Consider the following 21,315-nt stretch of genomic DNA (forward strand, 5'->3'; position numbering starts at 1 on the left):
AAAGCCTGGCATTTATTTAATAGAACCTTTCATTACGCCGCTAATAATCCACTTTTGTGCAAAGATATAGACGATTATCATTGGTGCAAGAGCCATTAAATACGATGCGAATGCAAGATTATAGTCCGTGCTGAACTGGGATTGGAAGACGTATTGAACCAATGGAAGTGTAGCCATTTCCCGGTCACTGAGCAATACAAGCGGAAGCATAAAGTCGTTCCACGCTCCAAGTGCAGTAATAATGGCCACGGTTGCATTCATTGGGGCAAGCAAAGGGAATATAATCTTCCAAAAAACCTTCCATGTACTTGCTCCATCCATAATAGCAGCCTCTTCCAGCTCAAGCGGAATAGAGCGAATGAAACTAATATAAATAAATACATTAAACGATAGATTAAAAACAATGTATAGAATGATCAAACCTACCAGATTATCCATACCCCAGGCACTTGTTTGTTTAACAAGCGGCAGCATAATAATCGGAAAAGGTATAAACATCGCGCTCAGGAAATAATAGTATAAAGATTTATAGAACCTTTTGTGCATGTTCCTTGCGACTGCATAGGCTACCAAAGAGTTTGTCAGTACAGTGAAAAAAGTAACAACCACCGCTACAGTCGCACTATTTTTTAACGCATTGAAGAAATTCGTCATCTCAATAGCTCGAGTAAAATTATCGAATGACCATGATTTAGGAAGGGCAAGCAGACTTCCTGCCATTTCGGGCGGCGTTTTAAACGCAATGGTAACCGTTAGATACAATGGAAAAAGAATCACTAAAGAGCCTAACATCAAAAGAATTGTGACGGTCCAGTTTGTTCTTTTGTTGATCATTCGTACTCAGCCTCCCTTTTGTTCAACACTTTTAGTTGGAAGACCGAGATCGCAACAATGACGATAAAGTATATAACAGCATTCGCTGATTGATAAGCAAACTCTCCGCCTTCAAATCCTCCTCGATAAATGAGCAGCGAAATTGATTCTGTCGCTCTACCCGGACCCCCTCCAGTAAGTGCAACGATTTGGTCAAACACTTGAAGGAAGCCTTTCATTGATAAAACCATATTAATGGTGAAAAATGGAGCGATCATCGGAAACGTGATACTCCAGAACTTTCTCCAGGCTCCAGCACCGTCAATGCTGGCAGCTTCGTACAAATCCTCCGAGATTGTAACAAGCCCTGCCAAGTAAAGAATGGTACTAAATGCTACGGACTGCCAGACAGCAACAATGACGATTCCCAGCCAGGCAAGGTCTGGATCACCCAGTATATTCTTTGCAAGCCAATCCCAGCCGAGGGACTCGCCAACTCGAGGAAGCATATGGGCAAAAATAAAGTTGAAGATAAAGCCTACAATGAGAATACTTAAAATATACGGCAGAAAATAAACAGCCCTCAATGTTTTCTGGAATTTAATCTTCGAGTTCAAGCCCATCGCCACCAGCAGGCTGATCACATTTACAAGAATGGTCGAAACGATTGCAAATTGAAATGTAAACAGGTAGGCACCCCCTACCCGATCATCCTTAAAAACATTTAAGTAGTTTTTTAACCCAACAAAATTCCAGTCTCCGTAACCCTTCCAATCTGTAAAACTATAAAAGATTCCCTGTAAAGCAGGAAAAGTATGAAAGATAAAGAAAAGGGCAAATGCTGGTACAGCAATCAACAAGTAAAAGTTGCTTTTCTTCATTAAGGTTATACCTCCCTTTTAGAAGGAACAGGGCATCGTAACCAAGCAATGCCCCGTCTTTCAAATTAACGATTTTGAACCTTTTCCCATTCAGCATCCAATTTCTTCAAGAACTTTTCCTTGTCTTTTTTAGTAACAAATTCTTGCAGGTAGCCATCCGCTCCCATTCCTGCAGGGTAATAGTGGTCAGGGAAGCTTGTAAGTGCGCCTGTTTCAAAGTTTTCTTTAATTCCTTCAAATACTGGGTCTTCCTGGTAAACTTCCTGAATCGCAGAGAATGCTTTCTGTTCGTCCGTGTACTTTTTTGCTGTTTCCTTATCCATCAAGAATTCAATAAATTTAGTCGCTTCTTCTTTATGTTCAGTGTCTTTATTCATTGCCAGGACAACGTCAACCCCGGATACAAGTTTATTTTGTGCGGGATCGTTTGTAACAGGCATCGCGAATACCCCAAGCTGAATATCAGGGTTTGCCTTTTTGATTTCAGGAATAGCCCAGTTCCCTTGCAGGTAGAAAACCCCTTTTCCGCTTGCAAATGCATTGTTGCCGTCGCCATACGCAACTCCCATGTTATCTTTGTGGCCATAGCTTGTGAGTGTCAGCATCTTATCCGCAACTTCATCATAGTTTTCTACAAAACTAGCTTCGCCCTTATTTTTCTTCTCTGCAAAGTCTTCCCCAGCAATATTGGCGCCAAGAGAATTCCAGGCAATCATGCCAGTCCAGGCATCTTTTAGTGTAAAGTAAATTGGAATTTCACCTGCTTGCTTGGCTTTTTCCAATGCTGCAACAAATTCATCCCAGGTTTTTGGAACTTCAAGGCCAAGTGCATCAAACTTCTCCTTGTTGTAGATAACCGCATTTGCATTCGTGGCATATGGCAATCCATACGTTCCTTTTTCATCCGGGCCAACCAGTCTGTCAATCATATCCACATAGGAAGGCTGGACAGTTTTGAGCAGATCGGAATCTGAGAAGTCATGCAGGACTCCTGCCCTCCCAAGTTCTCCATATGTGGCGTTCCCGCCAATTGCCATTAAGTCAGGAAGGTCATTCTTCGTTAAACGGGTTTTAATAACCGTTTCGGCTTCAGGTGGTGCATCAAGTTTAATTTTAATATCCGGATTTTGTTCTTCGAATTCTTTAATGAGTCCTTTGTAGGTATCAATGTTTTCAGACTTGTTTGAAAATAATTCAAGTGTAACCTTTCCATCTCCACTTGCTCCATCACCAGAAGAGCAGCCTGCCAATAGTATTGCGCCAAGTGCGACACTCATAAAACCCTTTACGAATTTTTTCTTTAACATTGTATGTGCCTCCTAAGATTTAATAAAGTAAACGTTTACGTAAACAGGTAAAAAAATTTCCCCTGAGTAAACGTTTACGTTTAAGTCCGTAAAATTAGAGTAAACGTTTACGTAAAACGGTATGTAAAGGAAAAGATTAAAGTTCCTTTACACTTTTTCGTTCAATAATGGTATGTTCAATAACTTTGCTTTCAGGAACTTGGTCTGTTTCCATCATGTCGAGCAGCATCTTTCCGGCAAGCTCCCCCATTTCAATGAATGGCTGGTGAATAGTGGTCAACGGTGGAACTGACATGGTTGCAAGATTGATATTGTCGTACCCGATAATAGAAATGTCTTCCGGTACTCTTTTTCCTAAAAAAGAAGCTGTTGATATTGCCCCTATTGCAATCTCATCACTTGCAGCAAAAATGGCTGTGACATCCGGTTTCTGATTTAACATATCCCGCATGCCGCTTTTTCCCTCGTCAAATCCAAAGCCGCCTGTTTTGACGATATCATTTTCAGCAAAAGGGATATGATTGTCCTTCAAGGCTTTGATAAACCCTCGGATTCTTGGTTTACCCGCTATGATATCTTTACTGTTACCGCTGATCATACCGATTTTTCTATGTCCTTTTTCAATCAAATAAACCGTTGCTGAATAAGCTGCTTGAAAATCATCTACTTTAACATAGGGAACAGGAAATGCATCCGATTTAGTCGATAAAAGGACAAGTGGTACATTCATTTTTTTGATTATTTGATAGTATTCCTCCAGCAAAACTTCGCTTGTGAAAATAATACCGTCTACACGCTTTTCTCCTAAAAGCTGGAGATACTTCATCGTCTTCTCGCCATTGGATTCTGTATGGCACACGATAACACTCGATCCCTCATCACTTGCTGCCTTTTCGATTCCTCTCAACCAGTCTGTCACCAATGAGCCCCACAAGGATGGAAACAAAACTCCGATTGTATGGGTTTTCTTATTGATTAAGCCTCTAGCCACAGCATTCGGCTGATATCCCAGCTCTTCAATCACTTGAAGGACTTTTTGCTTCGTTTTTGCCGAATAACCAGGCTGGCCATTCAATATCCGGGAGACAGTTGCAATTGATACATTTGCCATTTTTGCCACATCTTTAATTGTTGAGGCCATAAAAGCTTATTACCACCTTCTTCAAATTGCTGAACAATAACGAAAACGTTTACGTAATTAAAGTATCATACAAAGAAAGCCTTTTCAACTATTTAATTTCATGGGAAAATTTTCACCAAAATTCCTTTCTTTAGGATAAAGTGCCCATGTTCAACCCTCTAATTTGAATGTTTCCTCAATTCTCTAGTATAGCTATCTGTAAATATATATGGGTCCCGAACATGCAGACGCCATCCCCATCTTCCGTTTTAAAGTCGAAGAATCTTTGTTTTTTGATGAGTTTCCGCTATATACACCGTAGGTTGATAATGACGGTATATGTCGATATGTAAGATTCCGTTTTTCCCCATGGTGGTGTATATAAATGTTCAAATGTTCGATAAACCACCTTATTTGAGTTAAAAGTGCCCCAGCAATAGACAAAATATCTCAGTCAAAACCATTGTAGGATTTGTCGAAATTTTACTGCTAAACTATCAAGAATACATAACTGTCATTTCCCTTCTCGCCACTTAAAACCATCCTTTCTTACCATGCTGGATATCTACCCCTCCCCTTGATTACAATAATATTTCCATGTTGGGAAAACTTTGCCAATTCATAAATTCTACTGCATTTTTATAGATTGTTTAAATTTTCAGATTCCTTTACTCTAAAGGAGAAAGGAGGGAGAGTCACTATCTCTATACATATTTTTATAGAGAATGTATTCACTATTTTGAGAGGGAGATGAGATGTATTGGTGAAAAGTAAAAGATTGCGGAAATGGATTTCAGTATGCCTTATATTCATTCTTACACTAACACTCACTGCTCCGGCCTTTGCAACTGGAAGCACATCCAATCAAAAGGTTGATCTAAAGACAAACGCCCCCCAATTAGCTGCAAAGAAAATCGCTCCGAAACTACAAAAACAATTTGACGATGAGGAATATGTCACCTACCTCATTAAAATGAAAGAACAAGCGGATGTGAATTCCGTTTCGAAAAGCGCCCAGCAAGCATCGGCTAAGAAAAAAGAAACCCCAGCCGTTGCCAAGCTGGCTATGCGTAATGCTGTTATCACGTCATTGCGTGAAACAGCATCCCGTACACAATATGGTTTGGAAAAATACCTAGAAAACATGCAAAAAAAGGGTGAAGTTAAAGACTTTGAAGGCTTCTTCATTGTGAATGCAATGGCTGTAACAAGTACGAGAGACGTAATGGAGAAGATTGCTTTACGCGCTGAAGTTGAGAAAATTCTCCCGAATGAAGAACGATTCCTCAATAAGGCGGAAAAGTCTGCTGAGGTCGTAAAAGAAGATATTCAGCCAAACAATATTGAGTGGAACATCAATCAAGTTAATGCACCTGCTGCCTGGGATATGGGTATCGATGGAACAGGCATCGTCGTTGCGAACCTTGATACAGGTGTAGACCTGAATCACCCCGGGTTGAAGCGCAAATGGCGCGGCTACGATGAGAACGGCAATGTCGTCAATCCTGAGCTCAGCTGGTTCGACCCACACAGTGGTGCTACGATGCCTGTCGACACGGATGGCCACGGGACACATACGATGGGGACAATGGTCGGTTCTGAAACGAACGGCTCAAACCAAATCGGCGTTGCACCCGGAGCGAAATGGATGGCAGTCCGGATCTTCAATCCATCGACGACAGATAATATTATTTTGCGCGGCGCCCAATGGCTGATGGCTCCCGTTGACAGAAACGGAAATCCTCATCCGGAAATGGCTCCTGATGTTGTGAATAACTCATGGGGCGGCGGCCCGGGGCTTGACGAATGGTTCCGTCCAATGGTCCAGGCATGGCGTGCAGCTCAAATCTTCCCTGAGTTTTCTGCAGGTAACGTCCGTACTGGAAATCCGGGTGGCCCTGGTTCTGTGGCAAACCCAGCCAACTATCCTGAGTCTTTTGCAACAGGGGCAACAGATATCAACAACAAAGTGGCTTCATTCTCACTTAGAGGACCGTCACCTTATGGTGAAATTAAGCCTGAAGTATCCGCACCAGGTGTAAATATTCGCTCATCTGTACCAGGTGGCGGTTATGAAGGCGGCTGGAACGGGACATCAATGGCAGGTCCGCATACGACGGCATTAGCCGCTTTGCTCCTCCAAGTGAATTCATCACTCACGGTTGACCAACTGGAAGAAATTATTACATCAACAGCTATACCGTTAACCGATGCCGAGTATCCAACCAGCCCGAACAACGGGTATGGAAGCGGATTGATTAACGTTGGGGATGCAGTAGGTTCGATCCTTAGCGGACTTGGTTCCGTATCCGGCCGGGTTGCGACCGCAGGTGACGACTTTGAAAAGCCTGTACTTGAGCACACACCTGTAACAATGGCCTACACTGGATTGGATATTCCAATTTCAGCCCGTGTATCCGATAATATCGGCGTCGTGACAGTAGAAGCGTATGCCCGGGTCAAGGGAAGCTCCCACTGGACATTCATTCCAATGGAACGGAAATCCGGTGACTACAAAAACGGAGTGTACGAAGGAAATATTCCTTACTTCCTCGTCCATACACAGGGTACGGAATACTATATCCGTGTAAACGACTACGGAAACAACGGGTTCGAAACAAGCAAGTATTCAATTGATGTATCCAACGGGGTGAAACCTGGTTACAGGCAGGACTTCGAAACGGACATTCTCGGCTTTACAACCGGTGGAGCGAATAACACCTGGGAATGGGGTGTTCCTGTCGGAGGCCCTGGTTCCGCAGCTTCAGGTGAAAAACTGATCGCGACCAATCTTGACGGGCCATATTCTAGCAATTCCAACTCCTACATGATGATGCCTCCAATCGATCTTTTGGACAGTGATGAAGGAGCACTTCTTTCATTCAAGCACTGGTTCAACCTGGAGAATAACTTTGACAGAGGCGTTGTGTATGCAGCAGCAGAATCCACTGATTATCAATTTGTCCCGCTAGCGCAATTTACAGGGCTAAGTAATGGCTGGAAAAACGCAATGGTTGATCTCACCCGATTTGCAGGAGAACAAGTATATGTCATTTTCAACCTGCATAGCGATGGGTCTCAAAACCGCGATGGTTGGTATATCGACGATGTGGCGCTGCTTGGGGCAGATGATGTTGCACCTGCCGTTCCTGCTAACTTAACTGCGCAAGCAAATTCATTGGGAATTGTATCTCTTAACTGGTCAGCGTCTGCTGATGCCGATTTAAAAGAATACCTGGTTTATCGCTCATCCGTCTCCGGTGAAGGCTATCAGCACATCGGAACGACATCAGCAAACAGCTTTACAGATTCCAACACAGTTAATGATGAAACCTATTACTATGTCGTCACCGCTAAAGATTACTTTGGAAACGAAAGTGGACACTCCAACGAAGCGTCGATCACTATTACTGCTCCAGTAACAGTGTACAGCGATAGCTTTGATGGAGAAACCGATAACGGCTGGACACATTCCGGTACGCGCGATGAATGGGAGCGCGGCACTCCTTCCGGAACTGGTGCACCTGTCCCTCCTTCCGCTCCAAATGTATGGGGAACAGATCTTGATGGAAATTATGAGACCAACAGTAATTTTTCGCTCATTTCTCCAGTCATCGATCTCTCACAATTAACAAACGCAACACTTGCTTTCTCGCACTGGTATGAGCTTGAGACAAACTACGATAAAGGCTTTGTTGAAATTTCCAAGGATGGCGGAGCAACCTGGACTCAGCTCGGGCTCTTCAGCCACTCAACAAATGGGAAAAATTGGTCATCTGTATTATATGATTTAGGCGCTTATGCCGGCCATGAGGTCCAGGTTCGCTTCCGCGTTACGACTGATGGAAGCGTCGTAAAGCTAGGATGGTATATCGATAACTTTGCTGTATTGGCAGCCGCTTCACCACAAAATTCAAAAGCAGATGACATTCAGGAAATGGATAAACCAAAGGCAGTTTATACAGAGCCAGCAGTGAAATTGTCAAGGACAGAAAAAGATGAATTGCCGATTCAAAAGCAATCTCTAGGTGGAATTGGACTGCAAAGCTTACCGGCAAATGCGACCGTAACAGTCCTCGAAACTGGACGTTCTACAAAGACCAATCCAAGCAATGGACAGTTCAGCATGGTTCATGTAGCTGGTGACTATACGCTTCGTGCTGAAGCTTATGGATTCTATCCGCAAAGCCGTGCAATTACGGTTGTTGACGGCAGTGACACATCAGCAAACTTTACACTGGAACCCATCCCGTACGGTACGATTACGGGTGTGGTGACAGACGAAAGATCCCATGCACCGATTGCAGGGGCAACTGTAATGGTAATGGAAGATGCCCGGATTACACCAGTTGTTACTGATGAGAACGGCGCTTTCTCCCTTGAAGTATTGGAAGGAACCTATACCCTCGCGGTTTCCGCCGATGAATATTACAGTAAAAAATCAACTGCCACTGTTGAAGGAAATAAGTCAGTTGAAGCTAATGTAGCGCTAAAACCATTTATCGGCTTTGAAGGGACAATCGCCTATGATGACGGTACTCCTGAAAATGCCCGTGCATGGAACGCAGCTGGCAATGCCTGGGCTGTACGAATGACCCCTGAAAATGGCGCAGCACAAGTAACAGGCGCAATGTTCCGCTTCTGGACTACAGAATGGCCAGTTCCAGGCGGTACTGCATTCCAATATGCGATTTACGATGCGACTGGTGCAAATGGATCCCCTGGCCGACAGCTGGCAGGCCCGTTCAATGGAACTGCCAAACGTGATGGCACCTGGACATCAGTAAGCTTCCAAGAGCCTGTCATGGTTGAAGGAGATTTCTACGTTGTTTACATCCAATCATTTGCTAATCCGAACACACCGGGATTGGCTACTGATGAAAGTGGCAATAATGCACTACGCAGCTGGCAAAGAGTCAGCGGTGCCTGGAGCCAGTCTCCTGCAGCCGAAGGCAACTACATGATCCGTGCGGTTGTACAGTATCCGGTTACCGCACCAGTCATTTCATCTCCGGCAGATGGATCCTATACACAAAGTGAAAAGGTAACAGTAGCTGGAACTTCTCAAGCCAACGGTGCTACTGTGAAGCTGTACAACGGTACAGTAGAAGTTGGAACTGGCACAGTTGAAAACGGCAAGTTCAGCATCGAAACAACGTTAAATTCAGGTGCAAATGCACTTTCTGCTGAAGCAGTCGTAAACGGGAAACTGACAGACCGCTCTGAGCCTGTCAACGTGACACTGGATCAGACCGCTCCTGCACTTAATGTCACAGCACCTGTCCAGGATCACAAAACAAATGTTGAAATGGTTTACGTTAAAGGGACTACGAGTGATGAGAACCTTGATACATTAACAGTGAACGGCCAATCCGTAACTGTAAACGCAGGTGGCAGCTTTTCACACAAAGTCCTGGTAGACAGCGGTGAAAATACAATCACTGTAGTATCTGCCGACCGGGCCGGCAATAAAACGACTGTTGTCCGAAATGTCATTGTCGACCTTAACGCACCAGAGATTACGAACATTTCGCCAGCTTCCGATGTCCGGATTAAGCCGGGTGAAAGCGTCCATGTATCGTTCGACAGTGAAGAAGGACTTAACGCCTCCTTCCGAATCGAATTGCCATTGATGCTGTCTAGTGGTAATAATGAAATCCGGATGACAGAAACATCTCCGGGCCATTACGAGGGAACGTATAAAACTCCTGATACGCTGAAAATGGATGGCGGCGTGATTGTCATCAAGGCATCCGATCAGGCTGGCAACAAGGTTGAAGCCGCAGCGCCTGGAAAGCTATACGTAGCCGAACCTCCAGTAGAGAACAAAGCACCAATCGCTGTTATCAAAGGTGATGCGACTGCCAAGCAAAAGAAGGTTACAACCTTTGATGGTTCAGGGTCCAGTGACGCGGATGGCAAAATCGTGAAATACGAATGGAACTTCGGAGATGGTACAACCGGTTCCGGAGCAACTGTTCAACACAAGTTTAATGCCAGAGGCACATACACTGTAACCTTAACTGTTACTGACGACAAAGGTGCAACCCATTCAACCACGCATACAATCAAAGTTAATTAGTAAAAACGGTACTCCAGCGGGCCCCCTGATTGTTCAGGGGGCTTGTTTTTTGAGGCATCCTTGTGGAATGAATTTTTAGCAAACCTATTGGGCAAAGCGTGCCCAATAAGCTGTATTGAAACTATTTCATCCATTGTGGAAAGGCAAAATGCAGCCAATAAGCTTTATTGGAACTATTTCACCCTCTGCAACAAAGCAAAACATGTCCAATGAACTTTTTTTCCATGAAGGACATTACGTAATTGCCTTAGTCGAACTGGCAATTAATCCGATAAAATACGTTTATTAGATTAATTACTCTTTCCCAACTTGGGTATGAAGATGGGAACAGTCTAAAAAAGGTGGCTATCCATCCTTCATACCAGAAATCAAATTGTTTTTAGATTTATCGCCTTTTCCAAACTGCTACTTAATCCAATTAAATCGTTTATACATTTGCCATTCCCTATCCCCCACCAAAACTACGGCAAAAAGGGATGCTTCTAGTTTGCCAATCAGCAAACCTGAACCGTCCCTTCTCCTTTATTAAGAAAAAAACGCATCATCGAGGTTACCGTCTATTTCATATTCCCTCGTTTTATAAAAATCTTTTGCTTTCTTACCTACATACCAGGTTAAACCTTTATTGGCACTAAACCCAATTACAACCCCCACCCCATAAGGTATGGACTTTACAAGAGCTTTTTTTGAAAAAGAAATGCCAACTTTTTTAAAAACTTCCCTTACTGCTATTAAAGTTGGGCCTTTAAGATACTGCCTAACCATTTGCTGCAATGCATTCCCGCCTAAATCAATCACTCCTTTTTTTAACGCCTCATTCAATACACCGAATCCGGCTATTAAAAAGCTGACTCTTCTTTCTTCTTCTATTGAAATATCCCTTCCATATACAGTTGCCAGCGCCATGACCATCTCGATTTCCCATTTCATCGTCAGAGCAGCATCTGCCGTCGTCCCCCCTACTGCCGCTATAACCGTTCCCAGTCCAGGGACAACCCCAGTTAACGCCGAGGCACCTCCAGCAAATGCGGTATAATACGAATAATTAGAAACAATATGTTCAGCAATTTTGTCCTGGATTTCCGAAGGAGACAGTTGGGATGAATATTTGGTGTAATATTTTTCTTCCATTTGTTTAACATCGTTTTGGATTATCGCGGGATCTGCAATTAGTATGTCAATCGCCTTTAAGATAGCAGGTTTATCTTCCTCTTTGTATTCTTCGCCCAAATGCTCTCCCCCCTGGAATAGTATTTTTGTTATGTATTCTTCATCCACTATCTCGGTTCCTTTTGAGTCGTATTGGGAAATTTCATTTGAAGGGCGTCTGGATAAGGAATTCTTATTAGATCGTTTAAACATTGCTCTCTGATGAAAATACTTATTCGCTGGTAATTGCCACTCAAAGTAGAGAAACTCCAATGTAACAAATTTGAAATAGTAAATTGTACAAGGGCACTGTCATTGAATTTGTGTTGGTGCTTAATTACAAAATGTATACAAAGAAAAGGACTTCCATCTGTACTTTGGCAGTCCTTTCAAGTTTTCCACTATGTCTTGATGAGTTTAATGAAAACAGTATCTATCTAATAAGAAGAAACCATATACCTCATGTTTAACAATAATGTTTCTGTTACTTTTGAAGAAATATAAACTTCCGGATCAAACGGTAATTTAACTGGATAATTCGGAGACTTTTCTTTGTTTTTTTTGTACTTAATCTTCGCCGTCACCAACTTTGTTGGTAATTGCTCTAATTCAAATATCTCACAATTTAATAGGAACTCTCCTAAATAATGCTGATTTGAAAATTTATTTCTTTTATCATTCTCAGCAGCTTTATTACAAGCATCTTTAATGTCATCTTCAATAGCATTCACAAGCATATCTAAATACTGTAAAAACGTTCTCAGATCGTAGACTGTTTGTTCACACAGCACACTTGCGAGAGTCGGCATTTCAGGATTAGTAGGGTCCAACTCTTTTGCATATTTGTTTACTAAATAAGACTCTTCTTTTTTTAATGTACGGATTGTTTCGTTTATATAAAATGCTTTATCCATTAAATCTCTTCTAATATCCTCTGAAAATCCCTGTAAGCAAAAATTCCCTATAGATTGCTGGGCATCTATAATATCTCCCCATTTATAGCTTTCCTTTAATCCACTGGTTGCACTCCCGGTAGCCCAAACGCCCGAAAAGCCGCCAATAACCTTCCCAACAGCTGCTCCTGCTGCGGTCCCAGCACCTGGTGCAACTATTGTTCCAATACTGCCTCCAATTAACGCCCCAAGAGAAGCGCCGGCAGCACCAGCCACACCTTTTCCTCCAAATTTTAATACATCCACACCTAGATCAACCTTAAACTCATGTTCCGATGTGCTGCCCTTTTTAAGAGAGTAAATACCTTTAGCAGTTTGAGTTAGTAAAAATACGGATGAAACCAATGGGATATCTTCAACAATATTCAAGTCCAAATCCTCTAAGTTTAAATCTTTTTGGGAAGCCTCGTCTAAATGATCGATAGTTGAATTACGAGTTTCAGCTGCCCTGTTTAACTCTCTTGCAAAATTAGTATGATTAGTGGTTAAAGCGTTTATTAATGTAAAGAATTCTTCGCGTAATTCCTTATTTTCATACTGTCCGTTTAGTACTTCAATCCCTCTGCTGGATAGGGAATGTAAATCACCGCTTTGGTCCATCTTTTCATAAATTTCATTATTAACTATATAATGGGTTGATTCAGGATGTTCACGGACCGCTCTTAAAAAATCACTAACCTCTCTGTAAGTTTTTACTGAATATAAGGTTTCTTCTCCTGTCTCTGGGTTTACTGCAATAAGGTCATCATTAGGATGATTTCGATTTTCAAATAAATTAACGTTGTACCCTTTCTCCTCTAGGAACTCTTTTGCTAAAAACTCTGCTTTTTGGCCAGCAAAATGACTTGCATAAGTAGTTTGGGAATTCTCCATTAACCTATTCCCAATACTCATGAGGTCCATATCTCCGAACTCTTTATTGTTTCTATATTTAAGAGTTTCAATTACTTCCTGGTTCGCCTGGATAAGCTGCAAGTCCGAAGCTTCCTTACTATCCAACAGTTTCATCTCAGACTTTTCTTTTAGAAGATTTTTATAATCTTCTAATAGTTGAGCGGTGTCTTTGTCGCCATAAGCTATTAACTGTTCATATAGATTTTTACCATCTTGTGACGAATCAATTTTATTTATACAAGTTTTAAGTTCCTCCTGATTTATATGAATTTGATATATATCGTAAAGGGTATGCCCCCCTGAAACTCCCCCAACCGCACTTGCAAAAAATAAATTTTCTTTGAACGAGTTATTGATTCCAATTACTCGTTCGTGTTTTTTGTTTGCATTAGATTCGATGTCAATATGAATAAATTCCCTTAGATAAGTTAATCGTGCATTTTTAATTTGAATAGATTTGGAATATAATTGTTCTTCAATTTTTTGAATTTTTTTATTTAGTTCTACCACTTTTTCCAACTGTTTTTTCTTTTGAAGTCTTCTATACCTATATAAAATGACTGCTGAAGTGCACAAAGCTATGAACACCAATGTAATAAAAATAACTTTCAATTTAGCTATACCCACCCTTTAGGAAATAGTAAAAAACCAAAATTATTATACCACCCCAAATGGTTGATTGATGGAAAAGATAGAAAATAATAACTGGTTATATATTCCACATGGAGACTAACTACGGATGTTTCGGTTTGCTGAAAGGTTCCGTGTTGGCAATAGGTGCATGGAACCCCTTTTTTATTGTTGTTTCTTCTGAAATAAGGGCTGCTCATGAACTTTTTCCAGATAGACGCATATTCTACACTATATAAAAACCAGGGGATTGGTATGGAATGAGCCGAAATCGAATCAGGAACCGGGTAATCGTTGATCGTATTGATGTGAATTCCATTGATACAGCCTCAGGAATTTTTGTTGGCGTCAATTATGCCAATAACTGGTCCTCCCATCGCAAAACAAATTACGGTTTTGGATCGATATCCAACTCCAGAGTAACCGGCAATTCTAGTTTTTTAAACGACAATGATTTAGTCGATACCCCAATCAACAGCAATGCCGTGACCATTATGGAACGCCAGCCGGAAAGCAGCCTTAATCATGTTGATGTTGTAGGGATTAATGTAAATGTGCTTGATACGTGTGCGGCTCTGGCGGTTGGTGAAAATGACCTTAATGGTTGGAGCTCGCACAGCAAACGGAATAACGGTCAGGGAAGAATGATCGGCAACATAAAAAACGAAAGAAATGCTACCTATATTTCTGACCAGGATATACTTGATTCCCAAATCAATCAATTCACACAATCCTAATTTTCCACTGGCTTTCAAAGGAGGGATGTAGGTGGCAATTACCTTCGGAGTTGGAGCCATTAATATTAATTCCCAGAATACGAATTCAACCGTCTCAGTTGGACAGAACCAACTCCCAGGCTGGGCCGCCCACAGGAAGGTTAACAATGGGCAAGGATTTTTCGCCGGGAATGTGTTTAATTCAGCTAATGGCTCTATTATTAACGACCTCGACTTCATTGATGGCCAAATGAATAACGCAAACATTTCACCAAGCGGGCAAGGCCAGACAATTTAAAAGGAATAGACCGAAAAGCAGCCAAGCTCAGGAACTACTGGGCTGCTGCTTTTTTATAATCTCGGAGTCGTGCGTTTTTTCAATTAAACATCGTATCTATCAGCATGAAGAGCCTTTTTTTACATATAAGTAGTAGTGGAATCTTTTCATTTGAAAGGTTGTGTACGTGTGAGGAAAAAGGGACACCGTTCCCGGATTGAAAAAACACTGGGCAGTGATTTCATGGAGCTCCTGGCGGAAGTCGCTCCTCTGATTGGGCCTCGGATTGATTTTTTCCATACGGTAGATACGTTTTATATTATAGCTGACCTCGCAGGTGTAAAATCTCAGGACGTAAAGCTGGATATGATAGACGGCAGTATGATTATCAGCGGAGTAATTCATCCTTTGTTCGACGAATTGGATTGCAAGTTGCTTCGCCAGGAACGATTCTATGGCCCTTTTAAAAAGAAAATCCCACTCCCGAAAAATTGTTTACCAGAGCAGATGACGGCAAAATTGGAGAACGGCATAGTAAAGATTTCTATCCCTTTTTATATCCAAAAAAGTGATAGCCCGCAAGGAGGATCACGATGACGCTCATTCGATACAAAGGACTTAAAATTAACAGGATCCAGTCTTCATCCGGTTTGTTTATAGGAACAAACATTCAAAATGGCAGGATCAGCAGAAACGAAATCAACGAGGGCTTTGGTTCAATCAATGGTCCGGGAAGCAAGGTTTCCAATAACCATACCCTCTTTCGCCACGATAATAAAGGACTCATAAAAGGATCTGAGGGCAATGAACAGAGAAAAGATCAATAAGAATCTCGATGATTTTGCAGAAAGATTGGACAGGCTTGAAAAGAGTTTGAAAAACTCCACCAACGCCAAATTTCATTTTACTATTCACATAAACGATCTTCATTTAAGTGAGCTGAATCTTGAAGAGCTCGCGTTTCACTTAGAGAAGCTGGATATTAAGGAATTAAGCGGAATGCTGAACCTTGGCAACACCTTCTCCCCGAACGTGCAGACGAAAAAGAAACAGGAGGACCTGCAAGTCCAAACAGCTTTTGAAACAGCGAAAACAGAATCCAGTAAAGAGGATATTCAAATACGAATCAATGGCAAACCGGTTTCATATTCCATCATTGACGGAAAGGAAAAAAACAATGAATAAATTCTCCCCTTCCTTTTTCATCGGCAAAATCAACATCGGAACTGTTGAAGGCGCTTCTTGTGTTAATCTCGGGAACAACCTTCCAAGTGGATTCACCAGCTACAAAAAACATAATCAGGGATTCGGCACAGTAAGCGGAGACAATGCCGATATACACGACCTTTTTGCATCTCTGGAGGAAAAAGAGACAAACGACACATTCAACCATGAATTCGGTGAAGATTCAGGGCTTGATGCCATCAATCAATTCGCCCAGGGAATCATCGAGCATCAGGCCGTTGATATTGAGGAGGTTGCCGAGGAAGACGATGGATAAAGAATAGCAATATGTACTCTTGTTACAAAACAGTAAAAGCCAGCGACTTTTCGACGCTGGCTTCTTCGTATACGTACTATAATCGATGAAATTAAGAACAGGATAATGGCTCTCGTATCTCTGCTCATTTCCGATTCCATTATTCCCTCATCCATTTTCCTCGTTTTTCCTAAAATATCAAACTTTCTTCCCTTCCCTCAGCTATCACTGACATCGAAAAAATTCTAGTTCTCTGATATGAACAACCCGATTTGGGCTAGGAGGGCGCTTCCGACGTAGGTTCCGATGAAAACGAAGATGGCGACAATCGCAACTTTCCACGATGTTTTCCGAAGGTCTGCAAGTCGGTCGACTACAGAGATTCCAGCGAAGGCCAAGATAGGTGTTGTGATTGACAAGAAGTCAACCGCGCCAATTGCTTTAATGAACCAATCACTCATCGAACAAAATACTAATGAAGTAATCGCCACCCAGCCGAGTACAGGAAAGTCCTGCACAAATTTTGCCGGAACTTTTTTAACTAAATCGGAAATCAGAATTCCAATAAACGAAAATAACCATAAGACAGACAAACCAGCGAAGGTCATTATTGAAATCGGAGTCGAATCTGGATTTTTAATCAATTTGATTTGCTGCGTAAACAGGATGAGTCCAATACTGAGCAATAAGATTAAGCCAAATTTAACGTATTTATTTAGTCCAACGGCCATTAGTTTTCACCCCTAACGAATAAACGATACATGAAACGCTGCAACGGAACCGCCAGGAACACCATTGTAAAGGTCCCGATGAAGCTTGTTAATAGCTGGCTGGCGGATGCATAGGCCAATATTGTGCTTTCCATTTCAGGGACTTTTGCCACAAGGCTTGAGGAAGAAGCCGTCATCATACTGGCAGATCCCATTCCTGACGCTATCGCCAGTGCTTCGACACGGAAGCCAAGGTCCAAAAGGATCGGGGCCAAAATGCTGAAGAAAATCGCCCCAAACAATGTTCCGATGATATATAGAGACAAAACGCCGCGGCCTTCTCTTGAATCAAGTGTGTATTTTTCAGTAATGTAGGCAAGCTCCCCTTCACGTCCGAGCCCAAGTGTGGCACCGATTGCCTCTCGCCTTAAACCAAGAAGCAATGCAACTGGTAGGCCAAGCAGAACAGTTCCCAGATTGCCGATTTCCTGAACAAGGAACACCCAGCCAATGCTGAATATTTCCTTCAAGTGAGGCGCAACGTCCGCCCCATACCTTGCCATCAAAGGCAGCATGATAAAAATCAAATAGTTGCTTGAAAATTTAACATTTTCAGGGCTGTATACTTTTTTTAATATCCCTTTTCTTAAAGCAGGAATCCCGAGTACCATCGTTATGACAATTGCAAACACGAGCGGCAAAATACCGATGCTCACTGATCCTATAGTGATTGCCTGGAACCCGATAAACTCCGCTGCAATAATGACCAGCAGGACAAAAACGAGTAGATAGATGAATTTCGATTTCATAATTAGCCTCTCCCGAAGTGAATTTACTCTACAATTGTAGAAATGAGTTTTTCATATTCTTCATATGACCGTTTATACAGCTTGTCACGGTCAATCTTGCCGTTCATTTCCTCAAGCACCTCTGACAGGAACCTTGGAAATACTTCATAAATATACTCAGGGTCGATATCAATAAAATCATCGCCGTGAATTGTACCTGTAAATCCACTGTAGCCAATCTGAATGCATGGGAACATAAAGGAAAGGTCACCAATGTCACCTGCGGCACTGATTGGATTATTATTCTTGCAAGCAGCAATTTCCTGATTTTTTTCAAAAGCAGCAATTACAAATTCTGATAAATACCGGTCCTGTTTAAATGGAAGGTAGCCCATCTGCGTTTCGATCTCTACTTCCCCCTGAAGGGCGTGGGCACTGCCAATAGCAGCATCGTCCATTTTATTGACGATTTCCTTCATATAGTCAACGCTTTGAGTCCGCACATCTGCCCCAACTGTTATCGAATTCGGAATTACATTCGTGGACATATCCGATTCCATGACAATTGGATTGATTCTAACCATCTCGTCATCCTTCAACTGCTGGCGGCTAAGCCCAAGCGCAACATTAAATAACGTCGACATACTGTATGCATTTTTTGCCGAGAATGGGTCGAACCCGGCATGAGTTGCTTTCCCTTTGAATGTGTACTTTTTATATAAAAATCCTGCCAGGTCGCAGTTGACCTCGATTGTCCGCTCGGGAAATTCCCCGCCCATTGCGTGGATGTGAATTGCCAGATCAATATCGTTGAACACACCAAGTTTCATTGCTTCCGGCTTTCCTCCGTAGTAGCTGATTTTGTTTTCAGCCATCAGCTGTGCGCGGTATGATAGGTCCAGATACTCCTCCGCCGGTACAAAAATAAACGTAACCGTATAATCGAAATCCTTGTATGCCTCCGAATTGTAAAGATAACTGTACAGCGCAAGCGCTATGCCTATCTGCGTATAATGTCCGCAGTTATGGGCGGCGCCGGTTGACCGGTCAGACCATTTATGGCTTGGAGCATAGACCGCATCTAGCTCAGCCAGAAAGGCGATATTCAGTTCCTTTTGGTCGCCCAGCGACGTTTTTAAACCAGTCGTACTGAATTCTTCCAGTTCAATAGAGGGATTGACCTTTTTCAGGAATTCAACAACCGCTGCCTTTGTTTTGAACTCTTTGTAACCCAATTCAGGATGATGAAAAATTTGTTTTGATAGATCCGCAATATCTTTGAATTGTTTTTTAAATAGCATTGACATAAGCCCCCGTTTAAAAATTGGAGTATAAAATTTAAGACTTTACTATAGTAATCAATTAACACATTGCAGTCAATGCGAATAATTGGATAATTCGATTATTTATAGTTCGTTTTTAAGGCAATTTCCTTTAGTGAATACTGATATATAAACAAATATACACACCAACCTCTAATTTTAAAAATTGTTCAAAAATATTTTCAGTCATTAAGTGAATGCCTTTTCATTTAGTTTTAACTATATTCAACATTTAATAAGTGATTTTCATATATGAAGTGATACGGATGGGTCTTCCTAACGTCGAAGAAATCGAGAAGCCGCTTTCTAAGGAGGATAGAGTAATTGGAAGAACTTATGATGAAAACTGTGGAAAACAGAATTGAAATCCGATCACCCGAGAGATTTTCAGGAGAGGAATAAGGACTGCCAGCTTGCCCTCCGCAGAAATATTTGTTTCAAGCCCCTCTATTCACATTTCAATATTATGGTAAAATGAAAGAACGTTAGATATACTAAAACCCATCAGGGGGTCAAAAATGGCAGCGATTCTCTACACAGTCATTTTACTAGCTTGTTTCTTTTATTTTGGGAGTAAAAATGAAGAACCAGAGCCTTATTTTCCATTAAAAATTATAGGATACTTAATACTCGGTTCGTTTGCTTTTCACTTCAACCAGGTTTCTTTGCCGCTCGGATTTATAGTGTATCTGGCTTTTTTTCGCCCCAAATTGAATGTACATATTAAGCGGAGGGTTTCCATTTTTGGTTTCTTTACTTTCATTCTCGTTCACTGGCTTTTTCCATTTGCAATTCATGAATGGGAAAGCCGTCCTGTGTCAATTGAACATAATCTAAGTTCAGTCTATTCGATAAACTTCCAAGATGAATATGAACGGATCAGGCAAGAGTTAGCCTTGGAGAATGACAGTTTGAAGCTCGAGGATTTTGCAGTCGAATATAGGAAAAACGGCAATATTCTTGAGTTACACTGGCAATTAGTATCAAGCCAAAATGAAGATGGATATACTCTTTATAAAATCGAATATGACACTGAAAAGAAAAAATATCGGGTTGTTCAAGAACAACTTGATAGCTGGCTTCAATATGACCGTTTAGTTGAGGCTGACCTTTTCTTTAAGAATCTTAGTGTGCTTGATATTCAAGAGATAACAAAATCCAAAGGGGATTTTCCTTATTATGTTGTAAGGAGTTCAGGGGAACGGATCGAATATGATGCTAAAGACCAAGCCGATTTTATAGTAACAAACGGAAAAATAGAAGTATTTGATCAAGAACAGTTACCAGTTGAGTGTTACTATGTGACCGCCTTCGCAATGAAGAAAACTCATGAAGAAAAAACTGAAGAGGGAAACATTATTGAAGAAGGCTATGAAGGTGCCGAATCAACTTTTTATCTATTTGAAGTGAATTTTATAGAAGAATAAAAGAAAACTAGGGACGGTTCCTATCTAATTCAGATGAGAACCGTCCCTAGTTTATACACCTACATTTTGAATTTCCCGAATTTTGTTGGCTAATGCAAGCGTGAATTCTTCCGTTGTTTGAGGAACGAAATTTTTAAATTCTGTTAACCATCGGCGCCTTTGCTCCACGCGCCGTAATATCAAGGCAGCCGGTCATTCTTGTGGAGCCTTCATCCAGCTTTTCCGCTTCAAAATAGCCGTTTCCAGCAAATTTTTCCGACAGCCCTGTCAAATCAAAAGTGACCCGAGTAGGGCTCCTCCCACTTCCTAATCTCCACTTTGAATTCAACAGTTTTCTTCATAAAACCAAGATCTCCCTTAAAGGCCCAGGTAGATTCCCTCTCACTAACAATTTCGTGTTCAAGATACCCTGGGACAAGCGGTGCCCAATTATTAATCGAACTAACAAAACTCCACACTTTTTCAATTGGTACTTGAAAGTCAACGCTATGTACTCCGCTCGGCATGTTAAAACCTACTTTTCTCTTATTATCCCATGCTTACAATATATTCTTAAAACCTCCTTGGCATGTGTTGAACTTACGTTAATAATCTATTGCCTAATTAGATGAAACTTACTCCTAGGTTTTTAATCGAGAACGATGGCCTCACATGATAAGGTTACCTATTAATCTAAAAATACAAATCATTTTAGATAGAAATATTCATATCATTTTTCTCAGTTTCAGTGCCCTTTTTCCTAAAAAATTGCACCTCAATGGGAATT

At 41.5% G+C, this 21,315-nt stretch carries 18 protein-coding genes; 8 read left to right on the plus strand and 10 right to left on the minus strand.

Features of this window, described 5'->3' with window-relative positions:
* Positions 1–12: 12 nt before the first annotated feature.
* The 4 genes from A8F94_RS14920 to A8F94_RS14935 form a co-directional block, all read right to left on the minus strand.
* Complete coding sequence (locus A8F94_RS14920; RefSeq protein ID WP_066202466.1) at positions 13–831, minus strand: carbohydrate ABC transporter permease; 819 nt, start codon at positions 829–831, stop codon at positions 13–15.
* A complete protein-coding gene (locus tag A8F94_RS14925) occupies positions 831–1,694 on the minus strand; it encodes a carbohydrate ABC transporter permease (RefSeq protein ID WP_066202009.1) in 864 nt (287 codons plus the stop codon). The genes A8F94_RS14920 and A8F94_RS14925 overlap by 1 nt, the downstream gene beginning before the upstream one ends.
* Positions 1,695–1,759: 65 nt before the next feature.
* Positions 1,760–3,001: an ABC transporter substrate-binding protein gene (locus tag A8F94_RS14930; RefSeq protein WP_066202011.1), complete on the minus strand. Its 1,242-nt coding sequence runs from the start codon at positions 2,999–3,001 to the stop codon at positions 1,760–1,762.
* Between the two features lie 136 nt (positions 3,002–3,137).
* Positions 3,138–4,142 (minus strand): LacI family DNA-binding transcriptional regulator, encoded by a 1,005-nt coding sequence (locus tag A8F94_RS14935; RefSeq protein ID WP_066202014.1) that lies wholly within the window; start codon positions 4,140–4,142, stop codon positions 3,138–3,140.
* 739 nt (positions 4,143–4,881) lie between these two features.
* Here A8F94_RS14935 and A8F94_RS14940 point away from each other — a divergent pair.
* On the plus strand, positions 4,882–10,203 hold the full coding sequence (locus A8F94_RS14940) for a S8 family serine peptidase (RefSeq protein WP_066202016.1): 5,322 nt from the start codon (positions 4,882–4,884) through the stop codon (positions 10,201–10,203).
* A gap of 525 nt (positions 10,204–10,728) precedes the next feature.
* Here A8F94_RS14940 and A8F94_RS14945 read toward each other — a convergent pair.
* The gene (locus tag A8F94_RS14945; RefSeq protein ID WP_066202018.1) at positions 10,729–11,433 is read right to left on the minus strand and encodes an EcsC family protein; all 705 of its coding nucleotides are present in this window, start codon (positions 11,431–11,433) and stop codon (positions 10,729–10,731) included.
* 356 nt (positions 11,434–11,789) lie between these two features.
* Complete coding sequence (locus A8F94_RS14950) at positions 11,790–13,811, minus strand: hypothetical protein (RefSeq protein WP_066202020.1); 2,022 nt, start codon at positions 13,809–13,811, stop codon at positions 11,790–11,792.
* Positions 13,812–14,089: 278 nt separating this feature from the next.
* Here A8F94_RS14950 and A8F94_RS14955 point away from each other — a divergent pair, with 278 nt between their 5' ends.
* The 6 genes from A8F94_RS14955 (at position 14,090) to A8F94_RS14980 (ending at position 16,323) form a co-directional block, all read left to right on the plus strand.
* Positions 14,090–14,566, plus strand: a complete 477-nt coding sequence (locus A8F94_RS14955) for a hypothetical protein (RefSeq protein WP_066202022.1) — start codon at positions 14,090–14,092, stop codon at positions 14,564–14,566.
* Positions 14,567–14,597: 31 nt separating this feature from the next.
* Positions 14,598–14,843 (plus strand): hypothetical protein, encoded by a 246-nt coding sequence (locus tag A8F94_RS14960; protein ID WP_066202025.1) that lies wholly within the window; start codon positions 14,598–14,600, stop codon positions 14,841–14,843.
* A 168-nt stretch (positions 14,844–15,011) separates the two neighbouring features.
* A complete protein-coding gene (locus tag A8F94_RS14965; protein ID WP_066202027.1) occupies positions 15,012–15,419 on the plus strand; it encodes an Hsp20/alpha crystallin family protein in 408 nt (135 codons plus the stop codon).
* Positions 15,416–15,649 (plus strand): hypothetical protein, encoded by a 234-nt coding sequence (locus A8F94_RS14970; protein ID WP_066202029.1) that lies wholly within the window; start codon positions 15,416–15,418, stop codon positions 15,647–15,649. The genes A8F94_RS14965 and A8F94_RS14970 overlap by 4 nt, the downstream gene beginning before the upstream one ends.
* Positions 15,627–16,007, plus strand: coding sequence for a hypothetical protein (locus tag A8F94_RS14975; protein ID WP_066202031.1), 381 nt, complete (start codon positions 15,627–15,629; stop codon positions 16,005–16,007). Before A8F94_RS14970 ends, A8F94_RS14975 begins: the two co-directional genes overlap by 23 nt.
* On the plus strand, positions 16,000–16,323 hold the full coding sequence (locus tag A8F94_RS14980; RefSeq protein WP_066202033.1) for a hypothetical protein: 324 nt from the start codon (positions 16,000–16,002) through the stop codon (positions 16,321–16,323). The genes A8F94_RS14975 and A8F94_RS14980 overlap by 8 nt, the downstream gene beginning before the upstream one ends.
* Before the next feature lie 224 nt (positions 16,324–16,547).
* Here A8F94_RS14980 and A8F94_RS14985 read toward each other — a convergent pair whose 3' ends face one another.
* The 3 genes from A8F94_RS14985 to A8F94_RS14995 are packed head-to-tail and all read right to left on the minus strand — an operon-like array spanning position 16,548 to position 19,101.
* Positions 16,548–17,033, minus strand: coding sequence for a hypothetical protein (locus A8F94_RS14985; RefSeq protein WP_066202035.1), 486 nt, complete (start codon positions 17,031–17,033; stop codon positions 16,548–16,550).
* Positions 17,033–17,821 (minus strand): DUF3100 domain-containing protein, encoded by a 789-nt coding sequence (locus tag A8F94_RS14990; protein WP_066202037.1) that lies wholly within the window; start codon positions 17,819–17,821, stop codon positions 17,033–17,035. Before A8F94_RS14990 ends, A8F94_RS14985 begins: the two co-directional genes overlap by 1 nt.
* Positions 17,822–17,844: 23 nt before the next feature.
* Positions 17,845–19,101 (minus strand): M20/M25/M40 family metallo-hydrolase, encoded by a 1,257-nt coding sequence (locus tag A8F94_RS14995; RefSeq protein ID WP_066202039.1) that lies wholly within the window; start codon positions 19,099–19,101, stop codon positions 17,845–17,847.
* A 539-nt stretch (positions 19,102–19,640) separates the two neighbouring features.
* On the opposite strand from A8F94_RS14995, the gene A8F94_RS15000 reads away from it, so the two are divergent.
* On the plus strand, positions 19,641–20,549 hold the full coding sequence (locus tag A8F94_RS15000; RefSeq protein WP_066202041.1) for a hypothetical protein: 909 nt from the start codon (positions 19,641–19,643) through the stop codon (positions 20,547–20,549).
* Between the two features lie 133 nt (positions 20,550–20,682).
* Here the strand turns inward: A8F94_RS15000 and A8F94_RS26570 are convergent, their stop codons facing one another.
* Positions 20,683–20,877 carry a hypothetical protein gene (locus A8F94_RS26570; protein ID WP_368072788.1) on the minus strand — a complete coding sequence of 65 codons (195 nt, stop codon included), beginning with the start codon at positions 20,875–20,877 and terminating at the stop codon, positions 20,683–20,685.
* Positions 20,878–21,315 lie beyond the last annotated feature (438 nt).

The organism is Bacillus sp. FJAT-27225, from assembly GCF_001685025.1.
Lineage (GTDB): Bacteria > Bacillota > Bacilli > Bacillales > Cytobacillaceae > Bacillus_D.